This window comes from Variovorax sp. VNK109, assembly GCF_049445855.1.
Taxonomy (GTDB): domain Bacteria; phylum Pseudomonadota; class Gammaproteobacteria; order Burkholderiales; family Burkholderiaceae_C; genus JAGOCV01.
Genome location: NZ_JBMSDV010000005.1, coordinates 1 through 12,690 on the forward strand (window position 1 = coordinate 1; position 12,690 = coordinate 12,690).

Here is a 12,690-nt window from a genome sequence, read left to right on the forward strand (position 1 = left end):
CGGGGAGTAGTAGTGCCGCTTGGGGCGCTGGGCGATCGTGTCGTTCGCCATAGTGTGCGTGATGTTCATCGTGCACACGATGCCTCGACACTGGGTCTATCTCAAGATGGGATTGCCGGACGCTTACGTCACGGAGAAAAAATGTCCCGCTCGCGTAGCAACGTGGCCGGCCGGGTAGATCCCAGAATCAGGCAAAGAGATACGCCAGTTGGCTGGACGGACCGCAGCGCCCTCGGACTACTGCCGCAGATGGGGCAATACCAAGTCAAACCTGGTGACAAGCTCACTGGAGGTCACGGCAACGGAGCCACCATGTGCCTCCGCAATCGATTTCACGATGGCAAGGCCAAGACCGGCGCCCGCCGTATTTCGTTGCCGTGCCGGATCAACTCGGTAGAAGCGGTTGAAGAGCTTTGGTAGATCGCGCTCAGGAATTCTCTCACCGGGATTGACCACACTGATCGTTGTCCACTGCTCGTCCTGCGAAAGCAAGACCGTGATGCTCTTGCCGCGAGGCGTGTGTCGAATTGCATTCGAGAGAAGATTGTTCAGCGCCCGGGTGAGCATTTCCCGATCCGCCGCTATGCTGCCGATCGCCCCTTTAACACCAAGCGTAATGCCGCTATCTTCTGCCAGCGCCTCGAAATAGTCGAACAGACTCCGCACCAATTCGGACAGATCAATGGTAGACAGACGCAAGTTGCGGGGATCATTTTCCGTTTGGGCAAGAAACAGCATGTCACCAATCATGCGTCCCATCCGATCAAACTCTTCCAAATTTGAATAGAGGATTTCTCTGTATTCCTCGTTGCTGCGCGGCTGGCCAAGCGCCACGTGAGTCTGCGTGACCAGGTTGGTGACGGGCGTGCGCAACTCGTGCGCGATGTCTGCGGAAAAGTGTGATAGCCGGGTGAAGCCTTCCTCGATTCTCGCCAACATATCGTTGAAGGCGAATACCAGTTCCGCCAGTTCGATCGGCACATCCCGAGGATCCAGCCTCACATCCAGCTTTGAAGAGCGAATCGCCCGAATCTCTTCATTGACCTTGCGAATCGGCAGGTGGCCCCACTGCACCGCCAGCCAAGCCACACCGAGCGCCAGACACATGACCAAGCCGGTTGCCCACCAGAGCATGCGCTTGAACTCCGCCAGGAAGTCGAGATGAAAGCCGATGTCCATGGCAGCGACGATGCGGTAGCCGGGCGCCGCTGAATCGTCAGCAGGCAGTTGCAGCACCACACCTCGATATGACCTCTGATCCTCCTGCCACACGATCAAATCGTCAGCGGTGATGCGGTTGACCAACTTTTTGCTACTGGCAAGTTTAGACAGGTCAGGACCGGGCGTGGCATAGATGCTATTGCCAGCCCCATCGTAGACGCCGTACGTCATCCCATGATGTCCTGCGACTGCGTTGGCCAAGTGTTGCTTCAGTTCGTCGCTTGCGATGTCACTTGCAAGCTGGTGCAAGGGCTGAGCCAAAGCGGTTGTCACTGCCTCCAGTTCGTGGGCATCCTGTTGAGCAAAGTGGTGCTCCAACGACCGGAGAATGACCCAATTGAACACAAGAAACACCAAGGTCGTGGCGATACCAACGAGGGCCGTGACCCTCAATGCAAGCGACGCTGGACGGCTTTGCCGCGGCTTATGGCGCAGGGGCATCATCGGGCGCATCGAGCGTGTATCCCATTCCACGCACGGTGTGGATGAGCTTCGGATTGAACGCATCGTCTATCTTCGCGCGTAGACGGCGGATGGCTACATCGATGACGTTGCTGTCGCTGTCGAAATTCATGTCCCATACCTGCGACGCGATCAGAGACCGTGGAAGGACCTCCCCCTGGCGACGGGCCAGGAGCTCAAGCAACGCGAACTCCTTGCTGGTGAGATTGATGCGTTGGCCAGCGCGCGTTGCGCGCCGGCGCGCCAAGTCCAGCACCAAATCGGCAACCTGGATGCGATCAGGCTGGCTCGGAGCGCTTCCGCGTCGCAGCAGCGTCCGCACCCGCGCCAGCAACTCAGAGAACGCGAATGGCTTGACGAGGTAGTCGTCCGCTCCCAGTTCCAATCCCTTGACACGGTCGTCTACACCGCCACGCGCCGTCAGAAAGAGCACAGGGACCTGTTTACCGGCATCTCGAAGGGCACGCACGATGCGCCAGCCATCGACATCCGGCAGCATGACATCCAAGACCACCAGATCGTATGTCTCGCCCATGGCCAGGTGGTGTCCGTCCAATCCGTTGCGCGCCAGATCCACGACGAATCCCGCCTCCATGAGACCTTGGCGGACGTAATCCGCCGTCTTGTTCTCGTCTTCAACGACCAGCAGTTTCATCGCATGTCCCATGAAATCGCTACGGCGCGGAAAAATAGCCGCTCACGATGTACGCATTCATCCACTTTCAATCAGCAATTTACTGGTTGCCAGCTTCCACGAACATGACACGAACATTACATGAATGTAATTCAGGGGTCATTCGATGGAAAGTGCCCAACCCATAGCATGACCTGCATTGCGTCGAACTGTGCCGCTCAGGATGGGGTGGCGTTTAGAACGACTTCCGAGTCATCTATGGAGGATTTCAGGCCATGCCGCCTCGTTCACCCTTTTTTATCGTGCCCACACAGGGCCTTTCTCGTCGGCGTTTCGTCCAAGGGTTAGCCGCCGGCGGCGTTCTCGCTGGGCTGTCCACGCCGGCGTTCAAGGCATTTGCCCAGCAAGGCTCCGCGACGCGCGGTGCCGCCCCTGTGCTGAAGGGCACCGAGTTCGACTTGGTGATCGCCGAATCGCCCGTGAACTTCACGGGCAAGCCAGGCGTGGCTACGACCATCAACGGCTCGCTGCCGGCACCGACATTGCGTTGGCGCGAGGGTGACACCGTCACAATCCGTGTAACCAACAAGCTGCGTGAAGCCACATCCATTCACTGGCACGGGATCATCCTGCCGTATCAGATGGATGGCGTGCCGGGCATCAGCTTCAATGGCATCGCTCCCGGCGAGACCTTCACGTACCGCTTCAAGGTTCAGCAGAGCGGCTCCTACTGGTACCACTCGCACTCCGGCTTCCAGGAACTCACGGGCATGTACGGGGCGATCATCATCGACCCCGCTGGCGCCGAGACCATCCACGCCGACCGTGACCACGTGCTGCTGTTCTCGGATTGGACCGACGAAGACCCGATGCGGGTGTTCACCAAGCTCAAGTCCCAAAGCGACTATTACAACTACAACCAACCTACCGTCTTCGACTTCTTCCGGGACGCCTCGCGCGAAGGCACGGCCGCTGCGATCGACAAGCGCAAGATGTGGAACGAGATGCGGATGAATCCGACGGATCTCGCAGATCTGTCTGCCACCACGCTGACCTATCTGGCCAACGGCGTCACCCCCGCCGGCAATTGGACGGCGCTGTTCCGACCGGGTGAGCGCGTGCGGCTGCGCATGGTCAACGGTGCGGGCAACACCTTCTACGACGTACGCATTCCAGGACTGAAACTCACGGTGGTGCACGTCGATGGTGTTGACGTGGAGCCGGTGACCGTCGATGAGTTCCGATTCGGTCCTGGCGAAACCGTCGACGTGATCGTCCAGCCACGGGATGACGCTTACACGATCTTCGCCCAGGCGATGGACCGGACAGGCTACGCGCGTGCCACGCTGGCCGTGCGTGAAGGTCTTCAAGCTCCCGTGCCTGCCCTCGATCCGGTCGAATGGCTGACCATGAACGACATGATGGGCGGCATGATGGGGGGCATGGACCATGGCGGGTCCGGCCAGGCCATGGAGATGACCGGGATGACGGGCATGACGGGCATGACCGGGATGACCGGGATGGGCTCGGGTTCGATGTCCGGGATGGATCATGGGGCGATGGCAGGCATGAATCACGGCGCCATGAACCACGGTGGCATGGCGATGGATCACAGCCAACACGCCGCGGCGGCGGGGGGACTGGCCGTGCCCAGCACTACTGCTCGCCACGCTCGCACCGAGTATGGTGCCAGCACGGACATGCGCGTTGACATGGCGCGCACCAACCTCGATGACCCCGGCATCGGACTGCGCAACAACGGTCGGCGCGTGTTGACCCTCGCGGATCTGCATACCCCGTCGGGGCCGCTGGACAAGAGAGGCCCCGGCCGGGAGGTCGAACTGCACCTCACGGGCAACATGGAACGCTACGCATGGTCCCTGGACGGGCTGGAGTTCGGAAAGTCCACGCCGGTGCACTTCAAACACGGCGAGCGGCTGCGGGTCATTCTGCACAACGACACCATGATGACCCATCCCATGCACCTGCACGGCATGTGGAGCGAGCTGGAAAGCCCCGACGGTCGCTTCCTTGCGCGCCGCCACACCCTGCCGGTGCAGCCGGCACAACGCATCAGCTTCCTGGTGACAGCCGACGCGCTCGGCCGCTGGGCGTGGCACTGCCACCTGATGTTCCACATGGATGCCGGCATGTTCCGCGAAGTCGTGGTGTCTTGAACCCAGCGCACAAGGAAGACCAAGAATGTCCAAAGCACTCCCCACTCGCGCACTGGCCACGACGCTTCTGGCCCTGGTAAGCGTCGCCGCCCAGGCACAAGCACAGAACGACCATGCAGCGCACGGCCAGGCCGACGCTCAAACGGCCGCGCCATCCACTCAGACCGTGGCTCCTGCCGCCGACCCGCACGCGGGTCACGCGACGTCGGCGAGCGGCTCGACCGCGGCCCCGGCCATGGATCACGGCAACATGCAGATGCAGGGCGGGTCGGCGCCTCCTGACGCCCGCGATCCGCATGGCTACTCCAATGGCCTGACATTGGGATCGGGCGACTACGCCGTACCCGGTGTGCCGCGGCTGATGCTGGCCGACGAACACAGGTTCTTTTCGTTGCGCGGCGAAACTCTGGAACGCCGCTTCACGCGCAAAGGAGACGACTCCACGGCCTACGACCTCCAGGCGTGGTATGGGACGACCTACAACAAGGCCGTCGTGAAGGCCGAAGGCGATATCGCCAAAGGAAAGCTCGAAGAATCGCGTACCGAGCTTCTCTGGGGGCACGCCGTCGCACCGTACTGGGACACCCAGCTCGGCGTTCGGGTGGATAACGGGGAAGGCCCGAGCCGTCAATGGTTGGCTTTCGGCATCCAGGGCCTCGCCCCCTACTGGTTCGAGCTGGAGGCGACGGGCTACGTGGGAAGTGGTGGACGTACGGCGCTGCGTGTCGAAGGCAGCTACGAGCTGCTGCTGACCCAGCGACTGATTCTGGAGCCTCGCGCCGAGTTGCAGTTTTATGGCAAGGACGACCCGGAACGCGGTATCGGCAAGGGCCTGGCCGAAGCGTCTGCTGGCTTGCGCCTGCGCTATGAATTCAGTCGCCAGTTCGCCCCCTATATCGGCGTGGAACGGGCGGGCAGCTTCGGACGCACCGCGGACTATGTGCGTGCCGAAGGCGGCCGTGCGCAGCAGACGCGCTGGGTGGCTGGCGTGCGATTCTGGTTCTAGAACCTAGCGGGTTTGATCATCTGATGAGAGGCGATCCATGAACATGCACTACGACAGAAGCCAGGGCAAAGTGCCGAGACGCCAGGCATTGATCGCTGGCTTGTTGGTGATGGCACTCGCAGGACCGAGCCTGGCGCAGAGCCGACCGATTGCCAAGGTCTGGAAGGACCCGAGCTGCGGATGCTGCAAGGACTGGGTCTCACACCTGCAAGGCGCAGGCTTCGATGTGCAGGTTCTCGACACCGGGAACACCGCAGCGCGCACGCGGCTGGGCATCCCGCAGAAGTACGGTTCTTGCCACACGGCGCAGATCGGCGGCTATGCCATCGAGGGTCATGTGCCTGCCTCGGACATTCAACGCTTGCTGCGCGAAGCCCCGCAGGCCATCGGCCTCGCGGCGCCCGGCATGCCGGTCGGTTCGCCCGGCATGGATGGTCCGGCCTATGGTGGACGCAAGGACGCCTACGACGTGCTGCTGATTGGGAAAAACGGTAGCAGCACGGTCTATCAGTCGCATCGCTGACCATCCATCAACCCTTCTCCGTGGAGATATGCCATGCAGCATCAGCACACACAGACCCCCAGCGATCGCCCCCGGTTCTGGCGATCGCGCTACGGCGTGGCGTTCCTCATCATCGCCGCTGTCGCCGCGTATTTCCTGCTCAAGGAGCATACGGCACATGTTGCCGGCTATCTCCCCTTCCTGCTGCTGGCGGCTTGTCCGCTGATGCACCTGTTCATGCACCGTGGTCACGGCCACGGCGGACACGATCATGCCGCGCGTCAGGGTAAGGAAGGTGCCGCAGCCTCCAAGGAGCAGAAGCAATGAGTCGAGGCACTCGCACCGTGCGAGCACGCGACGCCGCGCTTGTCTCCTTGCGCGCCTGCGGCCTGCTGCGATCACCAGACACCAAAGGTTAACGGCGGAGGGCACTTGTCACTATGAATTCACCCAGCAAGTCTTCAGGACATGAGCACGCAGGCATGGCGGCGGGTGCCACAACGTCCGGCCCGCATACGCACCACCATCACGCCAGCCATGCTGGAAGTGACGACGCGGGCGGGTCCTCAAGCCACACGCAGCCCGATGCCGCGACGCGAGATCCGGTGTGTGGCATGGCGGTCACGGCGGCGTCGGAGCACCGTTCCACGCACTTGGGGAACACGTACTTGTTTTGCAGCACCGGATGCAAGGCCAAATTCGACGCCGATCCGGCGCGATATGCCAGCGGTGACGCGGGCATAGGCACAGGCAGCGGCCATGCACCGCATCACCATGCCAGCACCGCGATTTCACCGGCCCCGGCGGCATCGCCAACCGCACCCGGAACCATCTACACCTGCCCGATGCACCCGGAGATCCGCCAGGATCATCCGGGAACCTGCCCCAAGTGCGGGATGACGCTGGAGCCTCTGCTGCCCGACCTCGATGACGACAACCCGGAGTTGCGTGACTTCTCGCGTCGCTTCTGGTGGACCTTGCCGTTGACGCTCGTGGTCCTGGCGCTGGCGATGCTGGGCGAGCGGCTACACCTGATGGACATGGCTACACAGAGCTGGGTCGAGTTGGTGCTGTCGTTGCCGATCGTGCTGTGGGCCGGCTGGCCCTTCTTCTCCCGCGGCTGGCTGTCCGTGGTCAACCGCAGCCCGAACATGTGGACACTGATCGGCCTGGGAACGGGTGCGGCATTCATCTACAGCGTTGTGGCAACCGTTGCGCCGGAAGTGTTTCCAGCTTCCTTCATGTCCATGGGACGGGTCGGCGTGTATTTCGAGGCCGCCGCCGTCATCATCTCGCTGACACTGCTCGGCCAGGTGCTGGAACTCAAGGCCCGCTCCCAGACTTCGGCAGCCATCAAGTCGCTGCTGGGGCTGGCGCCCAAGACCGCGCGGCGCATCAATGCGGACGGCAGCGAGGAAGACGTGCCGCTCAGCCATGTGCACGTCGGCGATCTGCTGCGCATCCGACCCGGCGAGAAGGTGCCGGTGGATGGCATCGTGCACGAGGGCAGCAGCTCGATTGACGAATCCATGCTGACCGGCGAACCGCTGCCCGTCAGCAAGCGCGTGGGCGACAAGGTCATCGGGGCCACACTCAACACCAGCGGCGCGCTGGTCATGCGTTCGGAGCGGATCGGCTCGGACACCGTTCTATCGCAGATCGTCCAGATGGTCGCCCAGGCGCAGCGTTCCAAGGCGCCGATGCAACGCATGGCCGATGTCGTTGCCGGCTACTTCGTGATGGCCGTCGTCGCCATTGCGGTAACGACGCTCCTTGTATGGGGATTCTTCGGGCCACAGCCCACCTGGGTCTATGGACTGATCAATGCGGTGGCCGTCCTGATCATCGCCTGCCCGTGCGCGCTGGGTCTGGCCACGCCGATGTCGATCATGGTCGCAACGGGCCGTGGCGCCACGCAGGGCGTGCTGTTCCGCGATGCCGCGGCGATCGAGAATCTTCGCAAGGTCGATACCCTCGTCATCGACAAGACAGGAACCCTGACCGAAGGCCGACCTGCTTTCGATCAGGTCGTCGCAGCACCCGGCTTTACGAACGATGAGGTGCTGCGTCTTGCGGCCAGCCTGGACCAGGGCAGTGAACACCCCCTGGCCGACGCCATCGTGCAGGCCGCGCGTGCCCAGGGCCTCCAACTCGTGAAGCCTCAGAGCTTTGAATCGGGAACCGGCATCGGCGTGCGCGGAAAGGTTGAGCACCGGCAACTGGCGTTGGGCAACACAGTGCTGATGGAACAGTCTGGCGTATCGGTGGAACCGCTCGTACCCCAGGCCGAAGCTCTGCGCGGCGAAGGGGCCAGCGTCATGTACTTGGCTGTGGACGGGCAGCTCGCGGGCTTGCTCGCCGTGTCCGATCCGGTCAAGGGCAGCACCCCCGAGGCCCTGGCCGCGTTGAAGGCTGCGGGCCTGCGGGTCATCATGGCCACCGGGGACGGGCAGACCACCGCCAAAGCCGTCGGTGCACGCCTAGGCATCGACGAGGTGCATGGTGAGGTCAAGCCGGCGGACAAGCTCATGTTGATCGAGCGACTGCAGAAAGAAGGACGCATCGTCGCCATGGCCGGAGACGGCATCAACGACGCGCCGGCCTTGGCGAAGGCAGACGTGGGCATCGCCATGGGAACGGGAACCGACGTGGCGATGAACAGCGCCCAGGTCACGCTGGTCAAGGGTGACCTGCGTGGCATCGCTGTCGCTCGCACGCTCTCGGTGAGTACCGTGCGCAACATGAAGCAGAACCTCATGTTCGCCTTCCTCTACAACGCGCTGGGCATCCCCATCGCCGCCGGGGTTCTCTATCCCCTCACGGGCTGGCTGCTGTCGCCGCTGATCGCAGCATTGGCGATGAGCCTGAGTTCGGCGTCGGTCGTTGGCAACGCCTTGCGCCTGAGAGCGAGCCGACTGTGACCGGATTTTCTTTCTGAAACTACAGGAGCCTGCTATCGCCCAGCAAACCGTTTCTTTCGTTCCACGCCGTTGCAAAGGTGCAAGCCTTATCTCGGCATTTCGTTCTTAAACCCCACCTCACACATCCAGGTAGAAACTTCTATGACCCGTTCACATTTCATCGCCAAGCTCGTCGCGCCGATCGCTGCTGGTCTGTTCGCCACCGCCGCATTCGCGCATCCTTCGCTGGTGTCTTCAACGCCGGCCGACAAGTCGCAGGTTTCTGCGCCAGCCACCATCGAACTGAAGTTCTCCGAGACGCTGGTGCCGCAGTTCTCCGCCGCGAGCCTTGTCATGACTGGCATGCCGGGAATGGCGAGCCATGGCCCGATGAAGATCAACGCCAGCGTCGCGGCTGCCGGCGACGGCAAGACCATGGTCATCACGCCGGCACAGGCGCTCCAGCCCGGTGACTATCGCGTCGAATGGCGTGCCGTCTCCTCGGACACGCATCCGATCACGGGTAACGTCACCTTCAAGGTGAAGTAAGCCCATGGCCGGGGATTGGTTGACCATCGTCCTGCGCCTGGCGCTGTATCTGGACCTGGCGGCGGCGTTTGGCGTCGCCATGTTCGGTCTCTATGCTTTGGGCAACGACGAGCGATCCTCGACGATCTCGCGCCGCTATCGCGTCCTCATTGGCGCATCCGCTGCCATCGGCATTGCCCTGTCGATGTGGGGCATGACGGTCATGGCCAAGGCCATGTCCGGTGCCCAGAGCTACGCGGAGCTGTCAACGCACGTCTTCGACATGCTCATTACGGGCACGCACATGGGCATCGCCTGGTGCATTCGCCTCCTCGCGCTGTTGGTGTGTGTGCTCGTCGCAATGTTGAAATTGAACGCTACCTTGCGATTTGCAGTGATGGCGCTCTCCACCGGCGTGGCGCTGGCGACCCTTGCGTGGGCAGGCCACGGCGCGATGGACGACGGCGTTCGCGGCTACATCCATCTTGCGTCGGATATCACGCACCTCTGGGCAGCGGGCGCTTGGGTGGGCGCATTGGTGGCGTTCTTGATGCTGGCATCCCACAAGCAGGATGTCGCGCAAGACCCGGTAGCGGTCCTCAGTCGGACGTCGAATGGCTTTGCTCGCATAGGTACAGCGATCGTGGCTGCACTCGTCGTGAGTGGAATTCTCAATTACCTGTTGATCGCCGGACCATCGTTTGATCCGCTCATCTCGACGCTGTATGGCCGGCTGCTGATGGTAAAGCTCTTGCTTTTCGCAGGCATGCTGGCGTTGGCTGCTGCCAATCGGTATCGGTTGAGCCCGAGCCTGGAGGCAGCTTTGAAGGCAGGCAATCGCGCACAGGCAGTCATCAAGCTTAGGCAGAGTCTGTTCACGGAGGCGACCTTGGCCGTTTTGGTTCTGGCGAGCGTTGCATGGCTTGGCATCTTGTCTCCCACTGGAACCTAGTCCTTCATGGGCGGCAGATGACAGCACATGAACTGAATGTAATGCACGGGTAAGCGCTCTGTAGACCGCCTGCTTCTACATTTAACGACGCGGCGCAAGTTGTCGTCGTTTTTACAAAGGAGTCGATCATGAAATCGCAAATTGTCATTGCCGCCCTGTTGAGCGCTCTCTCCGTGCCAGCCTTCGCCGGTCATGCAGCAGCCCAAGCAGCCAAGGAAATGGTTCCCTTGGCTGACGGGGGAACGCTGTACATCTTCAAGGACGGAAAGATGGCACAGGAAAGCCGCTTCGGGCGCGCCGTCTATCTCAATGTCGGAGCTTCGGTGTCGACGAAGGATGGGCGCAACATCGCGATCACCAGCAATGAAGTCGCTCGCCTCGGGTCGCTGCTACAAAAAGAGCACGGCGGATGACGCCGCGGATGTGCGGTGCTTATCAAAGCTTCTGCACAGTGTGACAGAGACGCGCGCCCCGATTGGGCGCGCGCGCTTGGGACGCGTCACGAGCAACCACGAGCGCTCAAGGTGCCAGTTTTTGCGATGTCAAGCGCATCAACTTCCCTGAAATGGATCCAGCCTCCCCGTCCACCGTGATTCGTCCACGGGACATCTGGCGCGAATGAGAACTTGCGAGGAGCCCGATTTATGGAGTTGCGTCATCTACGATGCTTTGTCGTCTTGGCAGAGGAGTTGCATTTCACGCGGGCGGCCGAGAGGCTGCATATAGAGCAACCCCCCTTGTCTCGCGCGATCAAGGAATTGGAAGATGAGCTTGGGGTCACGCTGTTTGACCGCGACCGCAGGGGCACACGGCTGACCGTGGCGGGGGCGGCATTCTTGCAGGACACCCGCCGACTCTTCACTGTCCTGGAGCAAGCGCGTGAGAATGCCAGAGCCATTGCCGCGGGCCTGAGGGGCAGCCTGCGCATTGCAATTTCCGATGGTGCGATGGACCCACGACTATCGGCGTTCCTAGCTCGTTGCCGCGCGGAAGAGCCCGAGGTCGAGATACGTCTCTCCGAGGTACCGCTGACCGAGCAGATACGGGGCCTACGGTCTGGCGACTTCACGATCGGATTTGCACACGCGGCGGATGTTGGCGAAGGCATCGTGGCTGAACCGATCTGGCGAGACCCGATTGTGATCGCCGTGCCAGCGCGGCACTCGCTTCTTGCGCACAAGCAAGTTCCGCTGAACGAACTTCAGGGTCACCCACTGGTTCTGTGCGACAAACTGGCCTGCGAAGGCTACTGCCGAGAACTAAATCGGCTGCTACAGGTTCTGGAACACAGACTCAACGTTGTCGAAGAAGTGTCGTCGCTGGACATGATGCTAACGCTCGTCGGCGCAGGCTATGGGATTGGTTTCATGACGGCGACCAAGATTCCCATCAGCCAGAGGCCGGACGTGGTGATTCGCCCTCTGGCGCAGGACACGGCGGTAATCACAACCTGACCTTGCCCCCGAGTTCCGGAGTGCATAGCCCCAGCCCGGAGAATGCCGGGACGGGAGCATGAATTGAACGAGAAGCAAACGAGAGCGAAGTACACGCAGGAGTTCAAGCAGGAGGCCGTGCGACAAGTCAAGGCAGGGCGCGCGGCGTCGGCCGTGGCCGCGACGCTGGGCATGCCCAAGGCGAGCTTGACTAACTGGGTCAGGGCCGATGCGAGGGGCCAGGTGACCGCAGGGCCCGAAGGCAAGGCAGCAACGCCGGCAATCACGCCCGATCAGGCGGAGATCGCGCGGTTGAGGGCGCAGGTGGCGCGACTGACGATGGAGCGCGACATCGCAAAAAAAGCCGTCGTACTTTGCGCAGGACGTGCTGCAAGGTACGCCTGGATTCAATCGATGAAGGGACGCTGGCCGATCACGCTGATGTGCGAGGTGCTGCAGGTCAGCGCCAGCGGGTTCTTTCACTGGCATGCATCGACACGCAGCGGTGAAGAAGGCGGTCGTGGGCTGCACAGCGATGAGGCCTTGTTGGCCCACATCCGAGCAATCCACAAGCAGTTGCGCGGCGAGTACGGCTGCTCCACAGGAAGTGCCGATTTCCCTTCCAGACCGTAAGCAGCAAAACAATGATGAGAGCCCACAGTAAAAATTGAGCCCCACTGGAATAATTGAACCATTTGCATTTCGTGTTTCCTTTTGGTCGGTCAGCAGCTCGGCCGCTGAGATATAAATATGCTGGAACTGAGCATGGTTAGGGCACGTTCGCCTCTCTCTCGCCGCTTATCGACCGGCTCATGGCGCATGGCGGCGGCTAGCATCGATAGGATCATCAGGAAATCGTCCGCATCCCCGATGGT

10 protein-coding genes and 2 pseudogenes are annotated in these 12,690 nt (G+C 61.7%); 10 read left to right on the plus strand and 2 right to left on the minus strand.

Translation table 11 applies throughout. The features are described from left to right. Nucleotides 1-237: 237 nt before the first annotated feature. Together ACO2Q9_RS16430 and ACO2Q9_RS16435 are read right to left on the minus strand one after the other, a co-directional pair. Entirely contained in the window at nucleotides 238-1,674 is a 1,437-nt protein-coding gene (locus ACO2Q9_RS16430; protein ID WP_003097498.1) for a Cu(+)/Ag(+) sensor histidine kinase, read from the minus strand. Further along, nucleotides 1,646-2,338, minus strand: coding sequence for a heavy metal response regulator transcription factor (locus tag ACO2Q9_RS16435; protein WP_003097513.1), 693 nt, complete (start codon nucleotides 2,336-2,338; stop codon nucleotides 1,646-1,648). The genes ACO2Q9_RS16430 and ACO2Q9_RS16435 overlap by 29 nt, the downstream gene beginning before the upstream one ends. Nucleotides 2,339-2,592: 254 nt before the next feature. Between ACO2Q9_RS16435 and ACO2Q9_RS16440 the strand changes: the two genes are divergently transcribed. From ACO2Q9_RS16440 to ACO2Q9_RS16485, 10 genes and pseudogenes are all read left to right on the plus strand, one after another. Then, the gene (locus ACO2Q9_RS16440) at nucleotides 2,593-4,494 is read left to right on the plus strand and encodes a copper resistance system multicopper oxidase (protein WP_006217733.1); all 1,902 of its coding nucleotides are present in this window, start codon (nucleotides 2,593-2,595) and stop codon (nucleotides 4,492-4,494) included. Nucleotides 4,495-4,519: 25 nt separating this feature from the next. Further along, on the plus strand, nucleotides 4,520-5,500 hold the full coding sequence (locus ACO2Q9_RS16445) for a copper resistance protein B (RefSeq protein WP_005408883.1): 981 nt from the start codon (nucleotides 4,520-4,522) through the stop codon (nucleotides 5,498-5,500). Nucleotides 5,501-5,537: 37 nt separating this feature from the next. Beyond that, nucleotides 5,538-6,023 (plus strand): DUF411 domain-containing protein, encoded by a 486-nt coding sequence (locus tag ACO2Q9_RS16450; protein WP_003090303.1) that lies wholly within the window; start codon nucleotides 5,538-5,540, stop codon nucleotides 6,021-6,023. Between the two features lie 33 nt (nucleotides 6,024-6,056). Further along, complete coding sequence (locus ACO2Q9_RS16455) at nucleotides 6,057-6,329, plus strand: DUF2933 domain-containing protein (protein ID WP_003097518.1); 273 nt, start codon at nucleotides 6,057-6,059, stop codon at nucleotides 6,327-6,329. 287 nt (nucleotides 6,330-6,616) lie between these two features. Further along, nucleotides 6,617-8,923, plus strand: a complete 2,307-nt coding sequence (locus ACO2Q9_RS16460) for a heavy metal translocating P-type ATPase (RefSeq protein WP_236081622.1) — start codon at nucleotides 6,617-6,619, stop codon at nucleotides 8,921-8,923. Nucleotides 8,924-9,064: 141 nt separating this feature from the next. Next, nucleotides 9,065-9,451, plus strand: a complete 387-nt coding sequence (copC, locus tag ACO2Q9_RS16465; RefSeq protein ID WP_003090319.1) for a copper homeostasis periplasmic binding protein CopC — start codon at nucleotides 9,065-9,067, stop codon at nucleotides 9,449-9,451. A 4-nt stretch (nucleotides 9,452-9,455) separates the two neighbouring features. Continuing rightward, nucleotides 9,456-10,382, plus strand: a complete 927-nt coding sequence (gene copD / locus ACO2Q9_RS16470) for a copper homeostasis membrane protein CopD (protein WP_068679650.1) — start codon at nucleotides 9,456-9,458, stop codon at nucleotides 10,380-10,382. A 128-nt stretch (nucleotides 10,383-10,510) separates the two neighbouring features. Continuing rightward, a complete protein-coding gene (locus ACO2Q9_RS16475) occupies nucleotides 10,511-10,795 on the plus strand; it encodes a CopK family periplasmic copper-binding protein (protein WP_003090336.1) in 285 nt (94 codons plus the stop codon). Between the two features lie 231 nt (nucleotides 10,796-11,026). Beyond that, nucleotides 11,027-11,833: pseudogene (locus tag ACO2Q9_RS16480) on the plus strand (LysR family transcriptional regulator); the annotation flags it as partial. Nucleotides 11,834-11,899: 66 nt separating this feature from the next. Next, nucleotides 11,900-12,409 (plus strand): annotated as a pseudogene (locus ACO2Q9_RS16485) (transposase); the annotation flags it as partial. Between the last annotated feature and the right edge of the window lie 281 nt (nucleotides 12,410-12,690).

Excerpts from the sequence above, each read along its gene's own strand:
- ACO2Q9_RS16435 (WP_003097513.1), bottom strand. The coding sequence starts at position 2,338 with ATGAAACTGCTGGTCGTTGAAGACGAGAACAAGACGGCGGATTACGTC.
- ACO2Q9_RS16455 (WP_003097518.1), top strand. The coding sequence starts at position 6,057 with ATGCAGCATCAGCACACACAGACCCCCAGCGATCGCCCCCGGTTCTGG.
- copD (WP_068679650.1), top strand. The coding sequence starts at position 9,456 with ATGGCCGGGGATTGGTTGACCATCGTCCTGCGCCTGGCGCTGTATCTG.
- ACO2Q9_RS16430 (WP_003097498.1), bottom strand. The coding sequence starts at position 1,674 with ATGCGCCCGATGATGCCCCTGCGCCATAAGCCGCGGCAAAGCCGTCCA.
- copC (WP_003090319.1), top strand. The coding sequence starts at position 9,065 with ATGACCCGTTCACATTTCATCGCCAAGCTCGTCGCGCCGATCGCTGCT.
- ACO2Q9_RS16445 (WP_005408883.1), top strand. The coding sequence starts at position 4,520 with ATGTCCAAAGCACTCCCCACTCGCGCACTGGCCACGACGCTTCTGGCC.
- ACO2Q9_RS16460 (WP_236081622.1), top strand. The coding sequence starts at position 6,617 with ATGGCGGTCACGGCGGCGTCGGAGCACCGTTCCACGCACTTGGGGAAC.
- ACO2Q9_RS16450 (WP_003090303.1), top strand. The coding sequence starts at position 5,538 with ATGAACATGCACTACGACAGAAGCCAGGGCAAAGTGCCGAGACGCCAG.
- ACO2Q9_RS16475 (WP_003090336.1), top strand. The coding sequence starts at position 10,511 with ATGAAATCGCAAATTGTCATTGCCGCCCTGTTGAGCGCTCTCTCCGTG.
- ACO2Q9_RS16440 (WP_006217733.1), top strand. The coding sequence starts at position 2,593 with ATGCCGCCTCGTTCACCCTTTTTTATCGTGCCCACACAGGGCCTTTCT.